The 21,729-nt window shown below is 65.2% G+C and carries 16 protein-coding genes, 1 pseudogene and 1 other annotated feature; of the genes and pseudogenes, 14 read left to right on the top strand and 3 right to left on the bottom strand.

Annotation, left to right across the window (positions count from 1 at the left end):
• Positions 1-224: 224 nt before the first annotated feature.
• The 8 genes from RX333_RS09405 to RX333_RS09370 all read left to right on the top strand — a co-directional run bounded on the left by RX333_RS09405 (position 225) and on the right by RX333_RS09370 (position 5,444).
• Positions 225-413: a hypothetical protein gene (locus RX333_RS09405; RefSeq protein ID WP_316014679.1), complete on the top strand. Its 189-nt coding sequence runs from the start codon at positions 225-227 to the stop codon at positions 411-413.
• Positions 410-607 carry a hypothetical protein gene (locus tag RX333_RS09400; protein WP_316014678.1) on the top strand — a complete coding sequence of 66 codons (198 nt, stop codon included), beginning with the start codon at positions 410-412 and terminating at the stop codon, positions 605-607. The genes RX333_RS09405 and RX333_RS09400 overlap by 4 nt, the downstream gene beginning before the upstream one ends.
• A gap of 354 nt (positions 608-961) precedes the next feature.
• Positions 962-1,837 carry an ArdC family protein gene (locus tag RX333_RS09395; protein WP_316014677.1) on the top strand — a complete coding sequence of 292 codons (876 nt, stop codon included), beginning with the start codon at positions 962-964 and terminating at the stop codon, positions 1,835-1,837.
• 833 nt (positions 1,838-2,670) lie between these two features.
• Positions 2,671-2,874 carry a hypothetical protein gene (locus tag RX333_RS09390; protein ID WP_316014676.1) on the top strand — a complete coding sequence of 68 codons (204 nt, stop codon included), beginning with the start codon at positions 2,671-2,673 and terminating at the stop codon, positions 2,872-2,874.
• 889 nt (positions 2,875-3,763) lie between these two features.
• The gene (locus tag RX333_RS09385; protein ID WP_316014675.1) at positions 3,764-4,153 is read left to right on the top strand and encodes a DUF3768 domain-containing protein; all 390 of its coding nucleotides are present in this window, start codon (positions 3,764-3,766) and stop codon (positions 4,151-4,153) included.
• Positions 4,154-4,166: 13 nt separating this feature from the next.
• Complete coding sequence (locus RX333_RS09380; RefSeq protein WP_316014674.1) at positions 4,167-4,511, top strand: hypothetical protein; 345 nt, start codon at positions 4,167-4,169, stop codon at positions 4,509-4,511.
• Positions 4,508-5,032, top strand: a complete 525-nt coding sequence (locus RX333_RS09375; RefSeq protein WP_316014673.1) for an SANT/Myb-like DNA-binding domain-containing protein — start codon at positions 4,508-4,510, stop codon at positions 5,030-5,032. Before RX333_RS09380 ends, RX333_RS09375 begins: the two co-directional genes overlap by 4 nt.
• 262 nt (positions 5,033-5,294) lie before the next feature.
• Positions 5,295-5,444 (top strand): hypothetical protein, encoded by a 150-nt coding sequence (locus tag RX333_RS09370; protein ID WP_316014672.1) that lies wholly within the window; start codon positions 5,295-5,297, stop codon positions 5,442-5,444.
• An 897-nt stretch (positions 5,445-6,341) separates the two neighbouring features.
• Here the strand turns inward: RX333_RS09370 and RX333_RS09365 are convergent.
• Positions 6,342-6,677: a hypothetical protein gene (locus tag RX333_RS09365; RefSeq protein WP_316014671.1), complete on the bottom strand. Its 336-nt coding sequence runs from the start codon at positions 6,675-6,677 to the stop codon at positions 6,342-6,344.
• Positions 6,674-7,453, bottom strand: a complete 780-nt coding sequence (locus RX333_RS09360; protein WP_316014670.1) for a ParA family protein — start codon at positions 7,451-7,453, stop codon at positions 6,674-6,676. The genes RX333_RS09365 and RX333_RS09360 overlap by 4 nt, the downstream gene beginning before the upstream one ends.
• 502 nt (positions 7,454-7,955) lie before the next feature.
• Between RX333_RS09360 and RX333_RS09355 the strand changes: the two genes are divergently transcribed.
• The 4 genes and pseudogenes from RX333_RS09355 to RX333_RS09340 form a co-directional block, all read left to right on the top strand.
• A complete protein-coding gene (locus tag RX333_RS09355; protein ID WP_316014669.1) occupies positions 7,956-13,172 on the top strand; it encodes an AAA family ATPase in 5,217 nt (1,738 codons plus the stop codon).
• A 65-nt stretch (positions 13,173-13,237) separates the two neighbouring features.
• Complete coding sequence (locus RX333_RS09350; protein ID WP_316014668.1) at positions 13,238-16,651, top strand: type IV secretory system conjugative DNA transfer family protein; 3,414 nt, start codon at positions 13,238-13,240, stop codon at positions 16,649-16,651.
• Positions 16,648-17,055 carry a hypothetical protein gene (locus RX333_RS09345; RefSeq protein ID WP_316014667.1) on the top strand — a complete coding sequence of 136 codons (408 nt, stop codon included), beginning with the start codon at positions 16,648-16,650 and terminating at the stop codon, positions 17,053-17,055. The genes RX333_RS09350 and RX333_RS09345 overlap by 4 nt, the downstream gene beginning before the upstream one ends.
• Positions 17,056-17,143: 88 nt before the next feature.
• Positions 17,144-18,402: pseudogene (locus RX333_RS09340) on the top strand (IS3 family transposase); the annotation flags it as partial.
• Positions 17,469-17,575, top strand: a sequence feature (AL1L pseudoknot). (Overlaps the previous pseudogene by 107 nt.)
• A 35-nt stretch (positions 18,403-18,437) precedes the next feature.
• Here RX333_RS09340 and RX333_RS09335 read toward each other — a convergent pair.
• Positions 18,438-19,367 carry a LysR family transcriptional regulator gene (locus tag RX333_RS09335; RefSeq protein ID WP_316014666.1) on the bottom strand — a complete coding sequence of 310 codons (930 nt, stop codon included), beginning with the start codon at positions 19,365-19,367 and terminating at the stop codon, positions 18,438-18,440.
• Positions 19,368-19,472: 105 nt separating this feature from the next.
• Here RX333_RS09335 and RX333_RS09330 point away from each other — a divergent pair, with 105 nt between their 5' ends.
• Entirely contained in the window at positions 19,473-20,633 is a 1,161-nt protein-coding gene (locus RX333_RS09330) for an acyl-CoA dehydrogenase family protein (protein WP_316014665.1), read from the top strand.
• The gene (locus RX333_RS09325; RefSeq protein ID WP_316014664.1) at positions 20,633-21,727 is read left to right on the top strand and encodes a CaiB/BaiF CoA-transferase family protein; all 1,095 of its coding nucleotides are present in this window, start codon (positions 20,633-20,635) and stop codon (positions 21,725-21,727) included. Before RX333_RS09330 ends, RX333_RS09325 begins: the two co-directional genes overlap by 1 nt.
• Positions 21,728-21,729: the final 2 nt, after the last annotated feature.

The raw sequence follows: 21,729 nt of genomic DNA, 5'->3' as shown, positions 1-21,729 counted from the left end.
GGGGCCGCCACCTTCTTCGGACCCAAGACCACACGGCCCGGATGCACGAGGCTGACACCCAGGCGCGGATCGGGTCTTCGCATGGTCTGGCACCACCCGCCGCGATGCGGCCGCGCCGTAGGACCGCGATGCCGGAGCAATGTGTTCGAGCCAGTACGCGCTTTGCGAATGACAGAGCCAGCAACTTTCTTGGCTCACCGGACATTATATCCTATAGATAGTTCATGGGCGATGAAGCCTGCCACGACAGGATAATCGACATAACCGACAAGGACATCTACGAGATCGAGCTTATCAAGGCCCAGACCGCGCTCGCGCTGAAACAGGCGCAGACCGAGTTCTGGAAGATCGGCATCGCCACCACGGTTGCAGGTGCGGCCATCGGTGGCGTCATGGTCCGCGCTCTCTTTTGACACCTGACGAGTTCAAAGCCGCCCGGCAATCGCTGGGCCTTTCCCAGCGCGACCTCGCGGCGCGCTGGAGCATGGGCCGCAATGGCGAGCGCACCATCCGCCGATGGGAACAGGGCGATGTGCCGGTCAATCCTATCGCGGCTTACTGCATCACGCTTATGATCGACCATCAGCCCTCTATCTCTTCGTCCTGATCCTGCAATGGTGATCCGCGCACAAGCGCGGATCGAGGAGGGCAGGGGACCGGCCCGCCTCCGCTGACGCTCCGGTCGGGCCGGACACTTTTCCCATTCCTGGTCTTGCGGATCGGTGAGGCCGATCCGCTCTTAGGGGCGCTGCCCCTCGCGGGGTCAACCCAAATAGACGGGGCCGTGTCCTCGCCCCGATGGGGCTGCGGGCCGCACCACCCCCGTCGATTTGCGCTGACCTGTGCGCACCCCGGACTTCGCCAGTCGGTCAGGTTTTAGAGACGACGCCCTTTCAGGGCTCGGCTCAAAACCCGCCCCAGAAGGGGCACCCATCAGACCGATCCCAACGGGGAAACCGACATGGCAAAATTCGATATTCATCAGGAAGTCACCGACCGCATCATCGCAGCACTGGAAGACGGCAAGACGCCGTGGCAGTGCCCGTGGGTCGGCGGCGGCTCCACCATGCCGCTGCGCGCGACCGGCCAAGCCTATCGCGGCGTCAATGTGCTCATGCTCTGGGCGCGCGCCATGCAGGACGGCTACACCGCCCGGCGCTGGTTCACCTTCAAGCAGGCGAAGGAGCTGGGCGCGCAGGTTCGTAAAGGCGAGAAGGGATGCAAGGTCGTCTACTACAAGGTCGCCGAGCGCGAGCGCGAGGACGGCACCGAGGCGCGTATCCCCTTCCTCAAATCCTACACTGTGTTCAACGCCGAGCAGATCGACGGCCTTCCCGAGACCTGCGCGAACGACGCCGCCGAGATCCCCTTGCCCGGCACCACCGTTTCCGAGAGCCTGCAAGGCTTCTTCCGTCGTGCGGGCGTGACCCTCGACCACAGCGACGAGCGCCGCGCCTATTACGACATCAAGGCCGACCGGGTGCACATGCCCAACCCCGAGACTTTCCACAGCGAGCAGGGGTATTTCGCGACGCTGGCCCATGAGAGCGTCCACTGGACGGGCGCGGCGTCCCGCCTCGACAGGTTCCAGACCTTCAACACAAAGAAGGACCTCGCTCGCGAGGAGCTGGTCGCCGAGATCGGCGCGGCCATGCTCTGCGCCATGCTCGGGATCGAGAACGACTACGACCAGAACGCCGCCTATCTCGACAGCTGGCTCGACTGTCTGCGCGAGGACAAGCGCGCGATCTTCAAAGCTGCGACCGCCGCGCAAGCGGGTGCGGATTTCGTGATGGAGGCCGCAGACGCCGCTCTTGTGCTCGGGGAAGCCGCCTGACACGGACCCCATCGGCCCCGGCAGCAGTCGGGGCCAGTTCCTCCGAACGGTCGGGCCACCGGCTCGCTGCTGGCCCGGCACCCTTACTGACGCCTCCCCAAGGGGGAGGCGCGAGCCGATCAAAAAAGTCCAGGGAGGTGGACAGGGAAGCAGACCGGCTCGCGCCTTATGCGCAGGGGCAGAAGAGGGGGGACTGCCCTGCGCGATCTGTCTACCCGAGCAGCTGCGAAGCGCAAGACAGCTATCGTCTCGATTTCGATGCAAATCCGCACATTCCAGCCTCGTGCAACGGAGACCCGCGCCAGACGCGCGGGTCGCGCCTAAGCTGGGCGCGCGGCCCCGGCCTGGCGGCGTGGGGCCGCGCGCGATGGTCCGGGTGGGGAAGTGTCTGCGTGGGGCGGGTCGGGCCTCCGGAACAGGCGGAGAGCGGTCGAGCCCGCAGCTCCCCGCTCGATCTCCATGCACCTCCTTCGCGCGCCGCACAAACGATCTCTTGAAGGGTCGGCACTGGCCCGAGCGTCTTCCGCGCTGCCGCCCTCCCCGGTCTCCTTGCGGGTGCGGCTTCGCTTTAGCCGTTGCGCCTGGTGCGGGCGGCGGGTGGTGCCCCGTCCTCTCGATCGGATCGCGGAGCCGCGTCGCCTGGGCAAGGCCCCTCCCTGTTTCTCTGAGACGCATATCTGGCGGACCTCGGGTCGGCAGCAAGCACGAAACCACCCCTTCGGGCCTGCGGTTTCCACGGCGCACGCGCCGCGGACCCTCCGCTTTCGTGCTTGCTCCCGCCCCTTGACCGGTCCGCCCCTTCGATCTGCGTCGAAACAGAAAGGAACCTCACCATGGCGACCACCTACTACACCGCGACCGTCCCCTTCGAAGACAGCAAGGGCAACACCCGCTACCGCCGCGTCGGCGCCCTCTTCGAGAACACCCGCAAGGAGACCGGGGAGGTCTACTTCAGCCTCAAGCTCGACTTCGCGGTTGCCGTCAAAGAGATCGTCTGCTTCGCGCCGAACGCGAAGGAGGGACAGGACGACACCTGACGGGACAGGCGGGGCGGCCTCGGCCGCCCCGCCTTCGTCCTGTTCGCCCCGACCCGCCGGGCACCGCGTTCTCCGGGCCGGGACTGTGACCACGGCCCGGAGAACGTCGATGACCCGGACTTGGCAGCATATCGACTCTACAACCTTCGGTGGTTCTGTGCTCTGCAATTCTGCCCGACGTGATGTCGGATAGTCTGGCTTTCCGGCACTTGAGCCGTGTCAGCAACAGCTCGGCAAGTTTGGTCAGACGGGGCTCTCCCGCGCCAAGGCACGGGACCGGGCTCTAGTCGGCTTCGCCTCCCGAAGCCCCGCAGCGCCCTCCGGCCGATCCCGACGGCCTCACGGCCTTCCGCCCGGCAACGTCTCGCCACGGCGAGCCGCCCCCGGACGGGCGGGACCTGGCCGGATGACGCCACGGGTCTTCGCCCATTCGGGTTTCGATCCCTGAGCCGGGCACCGGCGCGCCTCGATGTCGATGCCGGCACCAGGTTCCAGCCGGCGGGATGACGATGGAGATCCGCGCGAGGGCCCGCGGATCGAGGGGAAGGGGTCGGGGACGCCTGCGCCGTGACGGCTTCGGCCTCCCCGCCAACTATTCCGTTTTCTTCTATCCGCCCACCATCGCCGGGGCCGTCGGTCAATCGGCAAGCGCCGCGCTCGCGCGCGGCGTCTCCGGCCCTCCCGTGTTGCCGGTGCCAGGGCACCGGCTGCCCGCTCCTTCGGGCCTCCGACCGATGACAGACGGTCCCGTCGCCGTGGGTCGGGCTGACGCCCTCTCCCACTTGGTTCCGGAAACATGCGGGGCCTGTTTCCAGACCAGTGAAAGAGGCGTCGCACATCAGCGGATGTGGCCCAAGGCCGCAACCGGATCGCCACGAAGGAGACACCCATGTCCGATGCGGACCTCATGCCCAACCCTGAAACCGCTCTCGCCAACTGCGCCATCCTGCGCGCGCAGAACGATGCCTTCCGCACGTCGCTCGGCACCGATCCCCGTTACCAGGGTCGCGTGATGATGACCCCCGGTATCCTTCAGCTGTCCCCAGAGGCGCAAGAGCGCGCCTGGGACGCGATCGTCGAGGAGTCCGTGTTCGATGACAATGACCCGTTCGAGGAACACGGCTCGGGTTCGGTTGAGGTCACGATCGAGCAGGGGCCGGTAACGCTTTGTTGGAAGATCGACTGCTACGACCTCGCCTATGAGTTCGGCTCCGAAGACCCGACTGATCCCGGCCGCACCCGTCGCGTCCTCACCCTCTGTTTCCCCAGCGAATACTGAGGAAGGGCGCGCCATGCTGATCCAATCCATCCATGCACCGAGCCGCGCTGGCGGGTTCGAGTGGAACGACCATGCCGGGCTTCATGCCTTCTTCACCAGCGGGTCGCGCGCCAGCCGAGGACAGCGCGGACCAAGCTCTCTCATCCTCGACCTCACCGAGGAAGACATCGAGGACCTGATCGACCTTCTCTGGAAAGGCTACTTCCCCGTCTCGCGTGAGGTCGGCGTCTCGATCGCGCGGCAGAAGAGCATTGCCGAGGAGAACCGTGGCCGCGACCGGGGAATGTGCGATTGGGCGCTGAAAATCCTGCGCTCCGGTGGCATTGTCACCTACACGGCAAGCTGGGGGACGAAATGACCGCCGAGATCACCTATTCCGAAAACGAAAAGGGGGGCCGCCAGCGGTCGCTCTATGTCGTCGCCAGCGATCAGGCCACTTGGCTGCATTTTCTACGCGATGATCAGATCATCGAACTGACACCGCGCGATGCGGAGTTCCTGATGCGCGGCTTCGCCGCCCTCATCGGCGACGTGCCCCGGCTCCTCGGCCGCGTGGACGGCAACCCGCTGTCGAATGGTCCGGCAGACCGGACGGCAGCCGCGCCGATCGACAGGGTGGACGCAAAGGCTGATCCCGAAGCCAAGGCAGTGTCCACGCAAGGGGATCGCCCAGGACGAGCGGGTGCACGCTGGACCGAGGAAGAGGAGGACCGGATGCGGGAGCTCCTGCAAGAGCATGGCAACGACATCAACGCCATCTCGAAGGCGCTCGACCGTACCCCCTCCAGCATCACCAGCCGCCTTCTCAAGATCGGCTGGGTCAGCATCGCGCTCGACCGGGACAAGATCTTCGGGGAGGCGGCGGAAGAGAGCGAGTGAACAGTTACTATGCGGACAAAGCCGCTTTTATATGTCGTAGCTCATATGTCCGCTTCTGCGATTCAAAAGCGTCGACGGCATGCGTCCACGCATAGGCGGGCAGTTCGACGCGGCTAGCACTTGCCCTTCGTTTGCTTGGACAGCAGGATCGCCAGAACGATGGCGGCGGCGAGACCGGCGGTCCCTACGAGATATTGCTGTCCCACACCACTTGTAAGTCGGCTGGGCTATCCGGGTCGATATCTTCTTGAAGGACTGAGCGATGCCCCTGATTCTTCAAATCTTCCTCGGCGCTGCAATCGGTTTTGTCCTGGGCATCGGCCTTGTTTATGCCGCCCATCCCTTCACGCAGCGCGTGTGGCGCTTGAGGTTTCGGGCCATTGTCCGTTCTGTTCGTGGTGGTAGCGGGTAATGCGTTGGCTGACTAATACACGTGTTTTGTAGATCGCTAGTGGCCTCGCCAATAGGCCGCGCACCACGACTGCCGAGGCTGCCCCGCAGGATCAGTGAGCGGGTCCGGCTCGGCCGGGGGACCCGGCCGACGCGCAGTCGCGCGGTGTTGTCCTGCTGCCTCCCGCGGTGACGGCCGACCCTGCGCCTGGCCGGTCCCGGCCCTGCACTCCGGTCGGAACGAGCAAGCTCGCCCCTCCCTCCATTCCGTGCCGGTCCTCGCCCTGTCGCCGGGCCAGTGCCGCCACCAGCTGACCGGGCTGGCACCACACACATTTCGCAAGCCTATCCTCCGGATGCGCCCCGGAATCGCGCCGCGTCAAGGATCGCAAAACTCTTCGGCACCGGCAGCGCGCGCATCGAGGTCGCGCCGATCGTCGAGGTCGCGGCGAGTGCAGCGGGATCTCGTGGAAGACTTTTCCGCCCAGCGGAGCTGGCGCCTTCGGCGTCCCTGACCCGACCCGATTCCGCGTCGGGGGGAGGGGCAGGCTCGCGCAATGGTGCGGGGGCCTCTCACCATACGAGACACCGACATGCCGAAACTCAGCTTCATCACGCCCGCCAACTGGATCGTCCTGGGCACGCTGACCACACTGCTGATCGTGCAACTGATCTGACATCGAGCCGGAGCCTTCGGGCTCCGGCCGCTTCGCGTTCGATGCGACGGTGCAAAGGACCACGGGTGGCGAGAATTGGAGAGCGCGGGACACGCGGAACGGGCCTTCGGCCCGCCCTCCGGGTAGGTATTCCGCGTGGGACCAAGTCGGAGACGCCGCGCCTCCGGCGCTGAGTGTGGCCGGCGGCATCGCGGGATTCAGCCATTGCGCGGAAGATCTGCTGAGATGGGGGCGAGGATGATCTACCGTCCCGACTTCAAGTCCGAACTGGAAAGCTGCGTCTCGGCGATTTCGATCATGCGCTCGAAGACGCTGATCTTGGTCTCACGCGGAAAGTGCTCTCGGCAGATCGCCTCGAACCGATCGGCATACTCCTGGGTGCACCGGAAATAGAGGCGCGCGCGTGAGCCGCTTTCGTCAGCGGACGGTTCCGGTTTCTTAGCAGGGGGGGTCGTCCGTGCCGCCGGTACGGCGGCATCGGTCTTGGTTTCCTCTCCCGGCGGTGGCGGCAGGTTCTCGAAGCCTGCGGGCTTCGGCTTGGGCCGGTCGAATTTCGTCATGTCGAACTTCTCGCTCATACTGCCTCCTGTTCTTCTTGACTGAACGATCGCCCAAAGGCTTCCGCGAGTGCTGGCAGCAGGAGAGCTGCCGCCTCACGCGCCCTGTCCTGTCCTCCGACATCCGAATGGTTCGGCAGGTCTTGCAGCAAGCATCCCGACTGGTAGGCCGCGCGGAAGGCGGCCTTGTCGTAGAGGCGCAGCTTGCAGACGGGCAGATCGCTTGCTTCGAGCTGTTCCTTGATGCGCCGCTCCACCTTGTCCTCGATTGTGGCGGAGGTCCGCACGCGAATGGCGACGGTCGGGATATGGCGGCGCTGCTGTTCCATGACGTCGCGGACGAAGGAGTGTGCTTTCAACCCTTCTTCGAGATCCTGCTGACCGCTCTGAATCGGGATGATGACCATATCGCTGCGGGCTATCGCGAAGGTGCCCTGGACGTTGTTCGTGCCCTCGGTATCGACGATCACGACATCGGCCAACTCGCGGGCTTCGGCAATGGTGCGGCTGATCGTGGAGCCATCCGACTTTTCATCGAACAGGATGTGCAGCCCGTCGATCCCTTCCAAATGACCGTGGGACTGCCAGGTCTGAAGAGGCGCGTTGGGGTCGGCGTCGATCAGACAGACGCTTGCGCCCTGACGGATCAATTCGGAGGCGATGACGATCGCAGTCGTTGTCTTCCCCGCACCTCCCTTGCTCGAATACAGCGTCCAGACCTTGCCCATTACGGCGGTGCCTCCCTCATGTTGATCGCGTACAGGCAGAAGATGCCACAGCGAGGTGGCCGAAGCCACCTCTTGCCACCTCTTGCCGCCTAAAGCCACCTTCGGCCACCTGTTGCCACCTTTAGGCGGCTTCGGCCACCGGGAGCCACCTCTTGCCGCCGTCGGCCACCTAATGCCGCCTCCTGCCGCCTTGAGCCACCTGCGGCCACCTCTTGCCGCTTGCCAAGCGTCTCGCTTGACAATTCGTCGGACAAATCACCCGTCATTCTGCCGGGCAATTTGTCTGACGTACCGCCACTGATCGAGGTCGCGTCTCGGGTCGGCCGTCGGGCCAAGCCCATGCGTATCTTTCCTCCGGTCTGTTCGGTCGCGGAGCTCCCGAACCCCCGCTTTGCGATACGGAGCCGACCGTTGGTCGGCCCGCCTTTGGTTGGTCCGCTTCGCCCTCGCGCGCTTCGGTCCCGAAGCGGACAGGCGGCGGAGCCGCCATCCGTCCAATGTCGGCGAAAGCTGAAAATTGGAAAGGCACGCTTATACTCAAACCTTGCGGTTCGAGTGATTGGATGGCACGGTGATCGCGAGCACTCAGAAGGCCAAGGCAGTGGCGATCTATCATTTCAATGTTCGGGTGATCGGGCGGACGACCGGCGGCAACGCTGTCGCCTCCGCTGCGTATCGTCACGGAACAAGAATGGTCGATGATCTCAACGGGCGCACTCGGGACTATTCGGGCAAAGCGGATGAAGTGGCCCATGCCGAAATCGGCCTTCCTGAGAACGCTCCTGAATGGGCCAGAGCTGCCTATGGTGGGCAGGATGCAACTGCTGCATCGGCTCGTCTCTGGAGCGACACGGAGGGCGTCGAGAACCAGACGCGACACCCCGGCCGCGCCCAGCTCGCACGGTCCTTCACCATCTCGTTGCCAATCGAATTGACGCTCGATCAGCAGATCGAGCTTGGCCGCGACTTCATCAAGCAGGAGATGACGGATCGCGGGATGGTGGCGGATTGGGTGATCCATGCCAAAGAAGGCAATCCGCACATGCACGTCATGGTCTCCATGCGAACGCTTGGCGACGAAGGGTGGGGGCCGAAGGAGCGGGTCTGGAACCAGCGCGGGTTTCTTCGACAGTGGCGCTTCGCCTGGGCGGAACTTGCCAATCTCGCGCTGGAGCGGGCAGGTCACGAGGCGCGGATCGACGCGCGCTCGCTGGCCGATCAGGGAATTGCCTTGGAGGCGTCTCATCAGTTCACCCATGCGGCAGATACCGTCGAGGCGAGCGGTGAAATGGCAGAAACCCGCGCCAAGGCTCAGGAGATCGCGTTGCGCAACGCGCAGTACCTGCGCGCGAACCCCGAACACATGCTGGTGGTGATGGCGGCGTCGAAGCCGGTCTTCTCGGAGGCCGAGCTGCGCGCGGCGACGGGCAAGCGGGTCGATGCGGTGCTCGGGCCGGAGGCGACGGAGGCGATCGTGACGGCGGCACTGGCCTCGGGCGAGCTGGTGGCGCTTGATCGTGAGGGGCCGCAGGGCGAGGTGCTTCACACGTCCCGCGTGCAGGTCGAGATGGAGGCGCGGCTGGTCGAGGACGCGCTGCGGCTCAGCGGTGAGCGGATCGACCTCACGGCGGCGGATGCGCTGGGGTCGGAGCGGATCAACTCGGGCAAGTGGATTTTCCCCGATGTCACCGCGCTCAGCGAGGACCAGAAGCGCGCTGTCAGCGAAATGATGTCGGGCCAGCGGCTGTCGCTGGTGACGGGTCATGCCGGGGCGGGCAAGACCCATGCGATCGCGGTGGCGGCGGATATGTGGCGCCTGCGCGGCTGGCAGGTGCTGGGCGGGGCGCTGTCGGGCAAGGCGGCGGCGGAGCTGGCCGCGGTGCCGTCGATCGAGGCGGGGACGCTCGCGCAATGGGAGGCGCGCTTCGCCTCCGGCGCGCTGCCGCAGCGGGGCCGCTTCGTTTTCGTGCTCGACGAGGCGGGCATGGTGGGGGCGGCGGCCTGGGCGCGCCTTCAGGCGCGGGTCGATGCGATGGGCGGCAAGCTGGTCGCCGTGGGCGACGGGGAGCAGTTGCAGCCGGTCTCGGACGGCTCGGCCTTCCGCTCGATCGAGGCGCAGACGGGCTCGACGGTAATTGAGCATATCCGGCGCCAGTCGCAGGAGGCGCACCGGGAGGCTACGCGGGCCTTCGCGACGGGCGACGCGCGGGCGGCGCTCGCGACCTACCAGGCCGAGGGAGCGATCCGCTGGAAGACCAGCACCGGGGCGGCGATCGCGGATCTGTCGCATCGCTATGTCAGCGAGGGCAAGACGGGCGAGACGAGGATCGCGCTCGCCTGGACCAATCGCGAGGTGGCGCTTCTCAATGCGGCGATCCGCATGGAGGCGGCATCGCGCGGGCAGGTGGATCTCTCCGAGCAGATGGCCTTCCGCCAGCGCGACGGGCGCGAGGTCGAGATCGCCAAGGGCGACCGGGTGCGGTTCACGCGGTCCTGGCGCGAGGGCGGCGTGACGCGCTCGACCTTTGCAACGATCGAGGCGATCGAGGCAGGCAAGCTCAAATTGCGGATCGACGGGTCGGGGGTAGAGCGCACGCTCGATCCCGCCACCTTCGCGGCGCTCGATTACGGCTATGCCGCGACGGTGCACAAGGCGCAGGGCATGAGCGTCGATCACGCGCATGTGCTGGCCTCGCCCGGCATGAACAAGCACCTGGTCTACGTGGCGATGTCGCGGCATCGCGAGAGCGTCGCGCTCTACGTTCCGCAGGACCGGATCTCTGACTTGGCCGCGCTGGAGCGGATCGCGCAGCGGTCGGGCCATGTCGATCTGGCGGAGGTCGCGGGCGAGGCCAGCCAGTCGCTGCGCAGCCTGACGCCGCAGCTCGACGAGGTGGATGCAGGGTTGGCCGCGCGGCAGGATGCAAAGCCGCTGCGGGATCGCGAGGCGGTGATCGAGGCGGGCGATGCGGAGATCGTGCAGGTCTCGGCGCGGGCCTCAGGGCTGCTGGCGGCCGAGTGGCAGTCGGGCGATCCGGTCACGCCCGAGGGCGATCCGCGCGGCTATGTCGAGACCCCCGAGCGGGTGGTGGAGGATCTGCTGGCCGAGCGGTCGGTGATCCGGGCGGCGGATGTGGCCGAGCGGCTGAGCGCGGTGGTGGCCGAGCCCGACGCGTTCCGCCGACTCTTCGCCGAAGCCATGTCGCATGACGATCTGATCGTGCTCGCGGAGCGGGACGGGCAGGGCGGGGGCCGGGTCTATTCCTCGCTGCCGCATATCGAGCGGGAGACGGCGATGGCCGACCGGGCTGGGCGGCTGGCGATGGCGCGCGGCGCGGGCCAGGTCCGCGTGGCCGAGCGCGTCATCGCGCGCGCGACCCAGCGCAGCTTCGGGCGGCTCAGCGGCGAGCAGGAGGCGGCGCTGCGCCATGTGACGGCGCCGGGGCGGCTGGCGCTGGTCACGGGTCTCGCGGGCTCGGGCAAATCCTCGATGCTCGACGCGGTGCGCGAGGTGCATGAGACGGTCTATGGCGAGCAGGGCGGTCGCGTGATCGGGACCGCGCTTGCGGGCCGGGCCGCCGCGGCGCTGGAGGACAGCTCCGGCATTCGCTCGCGCTCGCTCGCCGCCCTGATGACGGCCCTCGACGAAGAGCGGATGGTTCTCGGCCCGCGCGACATGGTGGTGCTCGACGAGGCGGGCATGATCGACGCGCGCGCCTTCGACGATCTCCTGATGCGGATCGAGCGGTCGGGGGCGAAGCTGGTGGCCGTGGGCGATCCGGGCCAGTTGCAGCCGCTGCGGCCGGGCGGCGCGTTCCGCGCGCTGGTGGACCGGATCGGCGCGGTGGAACTGACCGAGATCCGGCGGCAGGCGGACGAGACCCATGCGAAGGCGGTGCGCGCGCTCTCGCCGGGCGGGCAGGGGGTCGAGGCGGCGGTCGAAGCCTGGGAGCGGGCGGGCGTGCTCGTTCCCGCCGGAACGGCGGAAGCGGCGCACGACAGTCTGGTGACGAGCTGGCTGGCCGACCCGGCGCAGGACAAGGTGGCGCTCGCCCATGCGCGGGCCGATGTGGAGCGGATCAACCGCGCGATCCGGGGGCGCGAGGCTGCGCGGGACGCGGACATCGCCGAAGCCGCCGGGCGGGCAGCGCCCGAGGTGCTGCGCCTGACCCGCGCGGACGGGGCGGAACTGGATCTCGGTGTCGGCACGCGCGTCCTCTTCACCGCGAACGATCATGGCCGGGGGCTGCTCAACGGGATGCAGGGGCAAGTGGTCGCGCTCGATGCGCGGGACGGGTCGGCGAGCATCCGCGTGGGGCAGGGGGCCGAGGCGCGGCATGTGAAGGTGACGGCCCAAGACGGGGCGTCGCTCGACTATGGCTATGCAATGACGGTGCACCGGGCGCAGGGTCTGACGGTGGACAGCGCGCATGTACTGATGTCGGGCGGCTATGACCGGCACCTGACGCTGGTGGGGCTGTCGCGGCATCGCGACCGGCTGAAGGTCTATATGCCACGCGGGGCGGAGACGGCGCGGGCCTGGTTCACGGGGCTCGCGGCGCGCGACCGCTCGGCCGGATCGGTGCTCGATCACGGCTTCGACCGCGACCGCGGGCTGGTGCAGGCCCAGGCAACGCAAGCCCCGGAGGCGACGGCCTTGCCGCGGTCGGTGACGCGCGCGCTCGACCGCATCCGCGGCGTGGCTCAGCTGCATATGCCCGACACGCAAGCGATCGGGCGGGCGCTGCGCGCGGCCCCCGGCCTTCCGGCGCGCTCGCTGCGGCTGGGGCTGAAGACGATCGGCAACGAGAGCGAGGAGCAGGCGAGCCGAATGCTGCTGCGCGCGATGCTGGCGCAGATGAAGTCGAAGCCGGTGGTGGAGCGACTGCCCGAGAAGGAGGTGAAGGTGCGCGAAGAGGGATTGATCGGGCGCGCCCGCGACGCGGCGGCGGCGCGCGAAGCGGACCAGGCGCTCAAGACCCGGCTCGACGGGGCGATGGCGATGGTGCAGCTCGTCACACGCGAGGTCTTGCCGAACGATCCGATCCACGACACGGCGCTGCATCGCGATGCCTACCAGCTGATCGGGGCGCTCGACGATCAGACCAAGCAGATCGCGGCGCTGCCACGCGCGGAGCGCGACCGGGTGAACGGTGCCATCGCGAAGCGGGTCGGCGAGATCGTCGAGGCGCGGCGGCGGGATCAGGTCGGAGTGCGGATCCTCGGAGAGATGGGATATTCGCAGAAGCTCGCGCGCATTCATCTGAAGGACCCACAGTTGTCGGGCGTGAAAGCGCAGGACAAGGTCATCTTCAAGGATGCCCTGAATTCGGCTTTGAAGACGACGGGACGGGCGGTTCCGACCGAGATCGACCGTCTGGTCGCTCTCGCCGAAACCCGACGGGATGCGCTTACGACGGAACAGCAGCGTCTCACCCGCGCGCTTGGCACCGCTGCGCGGCAGGGCGTGTTCGAGGCGGGCGCGACCGTCACCGAGGTCCGGGCGCGGGTGGCCGAGGAGCTGGCCTCGGGCAAGGCGCTCGATCCGACGCGCTTCACTCGTGATCTTCTGTCCTCGCATACGCTGCGCGAGGTCGGCGCGCTGGCGACGAAGGATGGCAAGCTGCCCGCCTCGCTCGGCCATATCGACACCGCCGCGCAGAAACGGGCGCATGACGCGATGCGCCGTCTGCCGGAGAACCAGCGCGGCTTGGGCAACATCGTGGGGATAGCCGCCCAGGCGTTCAAACAGGCGATCGCAGATATGGGATGGGGGATGGGCCGATGAACCGGGATTGGTTAGAGGGACTGGTGATTGCGGGATTGTGGGTCTGTGGCGGCCTTCCACTTGTGATGGCCCTCTACACGCTGGTCGCGTTCAATCCGGATAGTTGGAGCGGGAGACGGATTTACTGGAACTTCACGGACTGGCCTGTCATGGTCGGCCTCGGGCTGTTGTCGGTCTTCGTCCTGATCTCGGCGTTCCGTCGAGTCGACCGCGACAGCCCACTTCAAGGCGGACTGGTGATTGCGGGCTGGGGGGCGATGCTTCTCGCAAGCCCGGCGGTCGATCTCAATCTGGCCGGGCGGCTGAGCTTTGCCTGGTTCGGACGTATCATGGAGGCGGTGATCCCGGCGCTGCTGCGCGGCGGGCGGATCGCGCCGGAATATTATTCGGTAGTCGCGGTCGGGACGCTCGGTCTCCTCGCGCTCGTCGGTGGCGTGCTGCTGATCGTGATGGGGATCCTGCACCAGACGCAACGCTATGCGCAGCCCGACCAGGTGAAGAAGGTCCAACGCACGAAGCAGGCCCGCTGGGCGAAGGCAGCGGAGATCGACGAGGTGCTGGGCAAGACCGGCATCGTGGTCGGTGAACGGCTCAACCCGGCTGAGCGGCGCGGCCGCTTCGACCCGACGCGACCCGCGACCTGGGGGAAGCAGGGCAAGTCGCCGCTGATCCACCTCGATCCAAGCCGCGGCAACGGGCATATCCTCGCCTTCAGCTCCTCAGGCACCTACAAGACCACGGGGCTCGTTATTCCGAACGGTCTGACCTATCGTGACCAGATCGTCGTTATCGACCCCAAGGGTGAGATATTCGACGCCTGCGCCTCGTCGCGGCGGGCGATGGGGCGCAGACCCGTCCGGATCAGTACCGAGAACGGTCTCGATCCCTTCGCGCTGCTGCGTCCGCTGACGGCGGCCGATCCTGGGCTCTACCCGCAGCTCGCGGCGTTCCTGTTCAGCCCCAAGGGTCAGATGCGCAGCGTGGACGAGTTCTTCGAGGCGCATTCCAATAAACTCGCGGCTGCGCTGATCGCGCATTTCGATCGCGAAGGTGCGACGGATATTTCGCGCGAGATCTACCGGCTCATCAGCCGCGATAGCGACACCTTCTCCGAAGTCGTCGAAGCGATCGCGGCCGATGCAGAAGAAGCAGAGCTGGATCACATCGCCTTCCCGATGAACCAGTTTCGCGGGACCGGGCGGGAGCACACCTCGAACGAGGATACCAAGAAGACGCTCTCGAATGCGGTGGCCTTCGCCGCCTATCCGAACCTGCGGCAGTGGCTGCTACAGGGGCCGGGCGCGCCGACGGCCGAGGAGATCGTCGAAGGCAAGGTCGATCTCTTCATCACCATGCCCACCAATCAGATGAAGGCCCACGCCTCCGTCGTGCGGCTGATCCTCGGCGCTATCTACCTGCTGATCGAGCATCACGAAGGCATCGCCCGCTCGGGGCGGCACCGGCTCTTCATCCTCGACGAGGCGAATGCGCTCGGTCGAATGCCGATCCTGGAGTCGGCGCGAGACGAGGGCCGCGCGAAGGGTCTGCACATCATGCAGATCTTCCAGAGCTACCAGCAGCTCGTGCAAAACTACGGCCAAGACGGGGCCAGTGCCTGGGAGCAGGGCACCGATCTGCGGATCTGGGGTCCGGTCTCCGACATGCAGAGCGCGCGGGCGCTCGCTACGATGATCGGGCAGGAAAGCGTGAAAACCCGCTCGACCTCGACCCGCCATTCGAGCGCGCCCGGCTCGCCGATCTCCAACTCGGTCGGCGGCGGCACGTCGGATCAGCTGCGCGACATGGCCTTGATGGATGAGGCCGAGCTGCGCGCGCTGCCGCCCGAGACCACGATTCTGTTCCATACCGGGCTGCGGCCGCTGATCGCGTCGAAGGCGATCTGGTTCACGCGGCAGCCCTGGTTGAAGGCGAAGGAGGAAGCGGATCGGAAGTACGGGCAGGGCGACGTGGCCGCCCTGCCGCCGCCCGCGCCGGACGATCCTGCGGGAGAGCCCACCCCGCCCTCACCGCCGCCAGCGCCAACCCGGCCATCGCTGGGACGACGGGCGATGGCGGCGATGCTCGATCGAAAGGCGACGCCCCGACAGGAACCGACCGGCGCGGTGCCTGTGGCCCGCGCGCCGATCGTGCTGCCGTCTCAGGCAAGCGCGGTCCCCGCGCTCGATTCCGATGAGACGATGAAGAATGATGGGGAGGCAGGGGTGGAGACGCCCTTGGTCTCCGCATGGCCTGCCTCGGGGGCACCCCGGCCGATACAGATGCCGCCGCCAGATCCGGTTCCGCAGATCGAGGTGCAGCCAGAGGGTGAAGACCATCAGCCGGACGGCGAAGCCGGGAGCGACATCGAGGAACGGCAGATGGCAGAGGTCGCGCCACCAGCGGCGGCATCGACGGAGCCGACCGTTGCCCCACCCGGAAACCAAGACCCCCAAAACGCCATGCAGGCGCAGATCACGGCCATTCAAGATCAGCTTGCGGCCATTACCGCGACCCTTGAGCAGCTCAGCGTGACGGCAGCACCGGCTACGGCACCGATTAAGGCTGCGGAGCCATCATCGCCCGAAATTCTCTCGGCGACGATCGAGGTGCCAACCGAAGCGGAAACGGAGGCAGACGATGCGCCGATGCTCCCCTTCGACGGGCCGGTGGATAGGTTGATCGAGCCAGGCACTGCCTTCGAGGCCGAAGTCGTCAATGCCGAAACGGCCGATCCCGACGAGACCAGCAGTACGCTTGATGCCTCCGAGCTACTTGAAGAGCCGACATCGGCAGAACCTGAAACCACGAACCCGGAAATGTCCTCGCAAGACGAGGACGAAGCGCCGGTGAAGCCGCAGCCGGTAAAGCCTCAGAGCAAACCGGCACCGCCGAAGCCCGCCAAAAAACCGCGATCGTTCAAAAGCGAAAAGGCCGAGCTGGACGCGCTGGGACAAGAGCTTGGCTCGCAAGCGTCCTGGGCAGATGGTCTCGGTGTTCCCCTATACGAGAAGCGCACGACTGCGACCGATGACGAACCACCGGCCGATTCCCCTGCGAATGTCGGCCCCACCAAGAAAGAAACCAAACCGTCGCTGGATTTCGACCAGCTCATGAAGGATGCGGAACAGCGCACGCGCAATGACGCGCGTATCTCGGCTCTCCTCCATGAGCGGCGGGCGGTGTTTGCGAACTCGCCTGCGGCCCGTCTTGTCGCGTTGCTGCCGCCGCGGCCAGGTGCGGAAATCGGGTTCATCGAGGCGGACAGCCTGCCGGAAAGCGATGCACACCGGATGCAAGACTCGATCATCGTCAGCGATGATGAGCAGGTCTTCCGCTACATCCTGAACGATGCTAACGATCAGGTCATCGAGGCGATCGGGCCGCTGGAGATCACCGATAATGTGCGCCAGATGTTGCGCCCCGACACGATGGCGCGGATCCGGCAGGAGATTGCCAATCATGGGGTGGCATTCGCATGAGTCGGCCCGAGGACATTATCGCGCGGCTCGACGAGGAAATGGAGGCGACGCTCACTGAACAGGAGCTGCGCCTGATCCGGGCCGCGCACGAGACCGGCTTCCTCGACTTCCGCATGTCGCTCAAGGAACTGCGCGCGATGTTCAAGGCACACATCGCTAGTCTCGATGCCCCCAAACGCTCCAAGCTCAAGAGGATGAAGATGTCGAAGGAAGCCGCCGCGGCGCAGAAGCGCAAGGACGAGACCCGTATCAAGATTCTGCTCGGGGCCTACCTTCAGGCCCGCCTCGAACACTTCCCCGATCATCGAGAGGAGCTGCTGCGCGGGCTGGAGAGTTTCATTCGGTCAGACGAGCGGGAACACGCCGTCAGAAAGAACCTCGATTTGATGAAGGGGTATCTGTGATTGCAAAAGGCGTTGCCAAAACAAGGGGGGATGGATAGTGAACCGCCCCGGGTTTCCCGGAGGCTCCAGACTGTGAGAGGACGGAGCCATGGGAACGACATCAGCAAGGTATGCGCCTGAGGTGCGCGAAAGGGCGGTTCGGATGGTCGGCGACCACACGACCGATCATGCGAGCCAGTGGGCGGCGATCCAGTCGATTGCGCCGAAGATCGGCTGCACGTCGGAGACACTGAGAAGATGGGTTCGCGAGGCTGAGAAGGCAGCCGTGCCTGGAGCCGAGGCGCGAGCCGCGGAGGCGGCCGGGTGAAGGCGCTTGAGCGTGAGGTGCGGGATCTGCGCCAGGCCAACGAGATTCTGCGCAAGGCGAGCGCATATTTTGCCCCTTCCGTGCATGTGAACATGCACTGCCGGGCAGCGGGACGGAGCTCGACCGCCCACTGAAGCGATGATCGCGTTCATCGACGCGCATCGAGCGTCCTACGGGGTCGAGCCGATCTGCCGGTTGCTGCCGATCGCCCCATCGTTCTATCGCGCGCATCGGGCGCGGCAGGCCGACCCTTCTCGCCTCCCCGACCGCGCCAAGCGGGACGCCGAGCTGCAGGTCGAGATCGCGCGCGTCCATGCGGGGAACTTCGGCGTCTACGGCGCCCGGAAGGTCTGGCGTCAGCTGCGCCGCGAAGGCTTCGAGGTGGCGCGGTGCACCGTCGAGAGGCTGATGCGTGCTATGGGCCTGCAAGGCGCCGTCCGTGGCAAGAAGATCAGGACGACCATCCCCGACCCAACGCAGCCATGCCCACGCGACAAGGTGAACCGCCAGTTCCAGGCGCCAGCACCCAACAGGCTCTGGGTGAGCAACTTCACCTACGTGGCGACCTGGCGGGGCTTCGTCTACGTCGCCTTCGTCATCGACACCTACGCGCGGCGGATCGTGGGATGGCGGGTGAGCGGCCGCGCGACTGCGGGCTTCGTCCTCGACGCTCTGAAGCAGGCGATCCACGACCGAAGGCTGATAAAGGGCGCCGGTCTCATCGTGCATTCGGACCGAGGTTCCCAATACCTCGCCATCCGCTACACCGAGCGCCTCGCCGAGGCAGGGATCGAGCCGTCGGTCGGATCGTCGGCGACAGCTACGACAACGCGCTGGCGGAGACGGTGATCGGCCTTTTCAAGACCGAGGTCATCCGACCGCGCGGACCGTGGCGCTCGCTTGAGGCCGTCGAATTCGCGACCCTCGAATGGGTCGACTGGTTCAACAACCGCCGCCTACTCGAGCCGATCGGGCACATCCCTCCCGCAGAGGCCGAAGCCTCTTACTATGACCGGATCGAGATGCAGCCGCGAGCCGCGGAACCCAAGCCAAACAGCCTCCGGAAAACCCGGGGCTATTCAGACAAAAGCCGCGCCCCGGACCACGTCTCGACCAGAATCAGGTCACTGACTATCTGCCGGAGCAAGTCGGCTACGACCATCTGCGCCCGTGTTACAGGCCGCCCGGTTGGCAAGGTCAAATAGACCCGTCGACGCAAGTCATCTCCTTCGATCTGACTGACCGACAGCGTGCCTGCTTCCCGTTCGGCCCGCACCGCATGGGCAGGCAGAATTGACGGGCCGAACCCGTTTGCCACCAAGCTTTTGATATTGGCATAAGAATCAATTTCCATAGCTACACTTACGGTGACACCGACGGATTGCAACTTCTCGTCGATTAGATCTCGCAATCCATGCCCCTTGCTGGGCAGGACCAAAGGCTGCCCTTCGATCGCGTTCAGAGACAAGCGCGCGGGAAAGGCGCTGTCGGGCTGAGAGAGGATCACCAAGTCTTCTTCCAGCAAGAGTTCAGACCGAGACCCCGGCAACCCGATATCGCGATAGAGAATGGACAAGTCCACCCGATCTTCAGCCATCCAGGCGGCGACAAAACCGCTCATCGCTTCAGCGATGTTGATCGTTACACGAGGGTACCGCTTGTGTGCAGCGGTGATCAAAGGAAGTGATACCATGGAACTGATCGTACCCGGCAAGCCGATACGCACCACGCCCGAGGGATCTGAATTCAGTGTGTTGATATCATCGATCGTACGCGACATCTCATCCAGTATGCGGCGAGCGCGTTCGGCCAGCAACAGCCCGGCCTCGGTCGGAATCACGCCACTGCGCTGCCGCAGCATCAGCGGCGTCCCCAACTGATCCTCAAGTTTTCGTAGCTGTAACGAAAGCGCCGGTTGCGCCACCCCCAAGGTGTGTGAGGCACCAGTAATCGATCCTTGCTTCGCAATCTCCAGAAAATATCGCAGCTGCCGCGTGTCCAGCATGTTCTCCCCCATACCAGTTGTGCATGGGAGAGATAATAAACATATATTTGCGGAATGCCAGTGAGTGCCGCTACGACGTCTCAAACTAATCACGGGAATCCAGCGATGAATTTTTTGACCGACGACTATCAAGACATCCGCGACGGTGTAAAAGCCCTGTGCGCCCAGTTTCCTGCTGAATATCACCGCAAGGTCGACGAGGAAAAAGCCTACCCCGAAGCCTTCGTCGATGCGCTGACGCAGGAAGGATGGATGGCCGCACTGATCCCTGAGGAATACGGCGGGTCGGGCCTTGGTCTGATTGAGGCCAGCGTCATCATGGAAGAAATCAACCGCGCGGGTGGAAACTCTGGCGCGTGTCACGGGCAGATGTACAACATGAACACGCTCGTCCGGCATGGATCGGAAGAGCAACGACAAAAGTTCCTGCCCAAGATCGCCGCGGGTGAATTGCGCATTCAGTCCATGGGCGTGACCGAGCCCACCACTGGCACCGACACCACAAAGATCAAAACCACCGCCGTCAAGAAAGACGGCCGCTATGTGATCAACGGTCAGAAGGTTTGGATCAGCCGGGTGCAGCACTCGGATTACATGATTCTTCTGGCAAGGACCACGCCGCTGGCCGAGGTGAAGAAGAAATCCGAAGGCCTGTCGATCTTCCTCGTCGATATTAAAGAGGCCATGAAATCGGGCATGACGGTCCAGCCGATCCCGAACATGGTCAACCACGAAACCAACGAGCTGTTCTTCGACAACCTTGAAATCCCGGAAGAAAACCTGATCGGGGAAGAAGGTAAGGGCTTCAAATACATCCTGACCGGCCTGAACGCCGAACGCGCCCTGATCGCGGCGGAGTGTATCGGCGACGGCTACTGGTTCACCGACAAAGTCACCGCCTATGTCAGCGAACGTCAGGTCTTTGGCCGCCCCATCGGGATGAACCAGGGCGTGCAGTTCCCTATCGCCGAGGCCTTTATCGAAGTCGAGGCCGCCAACTTGATGCGCTATAAGGCCTGTGCCCTGTATGACGCCGGCCAGCCCTGTGGGGCCGAGGCGAATATGGCCAAGTATCTTGCCGCAAAAGCAAGCTGGGAAGCTGCGAACGCCTGTATCCAGTTCCATGGCGGGTTCGGTTTCGCCAACGAATACGACGTTGAACGCAAGTTCCGTGAAACGCGTCTCTATCAGGTCGCGCCGATCTCGACCAACCTAATCCTGTCCTACGTCGCCGAGCATATCCTCGGCATGCCGAGGTCGTTCTGATGCTGCCGCTCGAAGGAATTACTGTCGTTGCAATCGAGCAGGCCGTCGCCGCTCCGTTTGCAACTTCCAAGTTTGCGGACGCAGGGGCCAAGGTGTTCAAGATCGAGCGTCCCGAAGGCGACTTTGCCCGCGGATATGACGATGTGGCCAAAGGGCAATCGAGCTATTTTGTCTGGCTCAATCGTGGCAAGGACGCGGTGACGCTGGATCTCGGCTCGGACAAGGGAAAGGAGGCGCTCGAAGCGCTTCTCGCCGACGCCGACGTCTTGATTCAGAACCTAAAACCAGGATCTCTGGCGAAACTCGGGTTTGGGACCGAACGATTGCGCCACGATTATCCGCGTCTGGTCACCTGTTCGATTTCCGGATACGGCGACCACGGCCCGATGGCGGACCGCAAGGCGTATGACCTCCTGATCCAAGCCGAAAGCGGCCTTTGCTCGCTGACTGGCGGACCGTCCGAACCTGCACGTGTCGGCATTTCTATCGTCGACATCGCGACCGGCGCGACGGCCTATGCGGCCATTCTCGAAGCGCTGATCCGTCGTGGCGTCACGGGGCAGGGCGCCGACATTTCGGTGTCGATGTTCGACGTCATGGCCGACTGGCTGACCGTCCCGCTTCTGAACCACGAAGGCGGCAAGAGCCCGAAACGCATCGGGTTGGCGCACCCTTCGATCGCACCATACGGCGCGTTCCAGCCCAAGTCCGGCCCCGCAATCCTGATCGCGATCCAGAGCGACCGCGAATGGCGGATGCTCTGCCGCGATTTCATGGGGGACGAGGCTTTGGCCAGCGATCCTCGGTTCGCCACCAACGTGGCCCGCGTCAACAACCGTACGGAAACCGATACGGTCGTCGCGGCAGCCTTCAGCAAGTTGGATTCCGCCGCCGCGCTGGAACGGCTGTCAGTCACGGGTATCGCCTTGGCATCAGTAAACGACATGGCCGGTCTGTCCGAGCATCCGCACCTACGTCGTATCACCGTCGACAGCCCGAACGGACCTGTCAGCTTGCCCGCGCCCGCCGCGCGTTTCGTCGGCGAAGAGCGCAGGTACGGCTCCGTGCCCGCCTTGAAACCTCTGGAGAAGTGACG

The organism is Roseobacter sp. HKCCA0434, from assembly GCF_032464675.1.
Classification (GTDB): Bacteria; Pseudomonadota; Alphaproteobacteria; order Rhodobacterales; family Rhodobacteraceae; genus Pontivivens.
This window is presented reverse-complemented; position numbering and strand designations above follow the sequence as displayed.

What these genes read in the sequence shown, in the direction of transcription:
- RX333_RS09350 (WP_316014668.1), top strand. Translation starts at nt 13,238, where the DNA reads ATGGCCCTCTACACGCTGGTCGCGTTCAATCCGGATAGTTGGAGCGGG.
- RX333_RS09365 (WP_316014671.1), bottom strand. Translation starts at nt 6,677, where the DNA reads ATGAGCGAGAAGTTCGACATGACGAAATTCGACCGGCCCAAGCCGAAG.
- RX333_RS09335 (WP_316014666.1), bottom strand. Translation starts at nt 19,367, where the DNA reads ATGCTGGACACGCGGCAGCTGCGATATTTTCTGGAGATTGCGAAGCAA.
- RX333_RS09390 (WP_316014676.1), top strand. Translation starts at nt 2,671, where the DNA reads ATGGCGACCACCTACTACACCGCGACCGTCCCCTTCGAAGACAGCAAG.
- RX333_RS09330 (WP_316014665.1), top strand. Translation starts at nt 19,473, where the DNA reads ATGAATTTTTTGACCGACGACTATCAAGACATCCGCGACGGTGTAAAA.
- RX333_RS09380 (WP_316014674.1), top strand. Translation starts at nt 4,167, where the DNA reads ATGCTGATCCAATCCATCCATGCACCGAGCCGCGCTGGCGGGTTCGAG.
- RX333_RS09370 (WP_316014672.1), top strand. Translation starts at nt 5,295, where the DNA reads ATGCCCCTGATTCTTCAAATCTTCCTCGGCGCTGCAATCGGTTTTGTC.
- RX333_RS09375 (WP_316014673.1), top strand. Translation starts at nt 4,508, where the DNA reads ATGACCGCCGAGATCACCTATTCCGAAAACGAAAAGGGGGGCCGCCAG.
- RX333_RS09405 (WP_316014679.1), top strand. Translation starts at nt 225, where the DNA reads ATGGGCGATGAAGCCTGCCACGACAGGATAATCGACATAACCGACAAG.
- RX333_RS09385 (WP_316014675.1), top strand. Translation starts at nt 3,764, where the DNA reads ATGTCCGATGCGGACCTCATGCCCAACCCTGAAACCGCTCTCGCCAAC.
- RX333_RS09325 (WP_316014664.1), top strand. Translation starts at nt 20,633, where the DNA reads ATGCTGCCGCTCGAAGGAATTACTGTCGTTGCAATCGAGCAGGCCGTC.
- RX333_RS09395 (WP_316014677.1), top strand. Translation starts at nt 962, where the DNA reads ATGGCAAAATTCGATATTCATCAGGAAGTCACCGACCGCATCATCGCA.
- RX333_RS09345 (WP_316014667.1), top strand. Translation starts at nt 16,648, where the DNA reads ATGAGTCGGCCCGAGGACATTATCGCGCGGCTCGACGAGGAAATGGAG.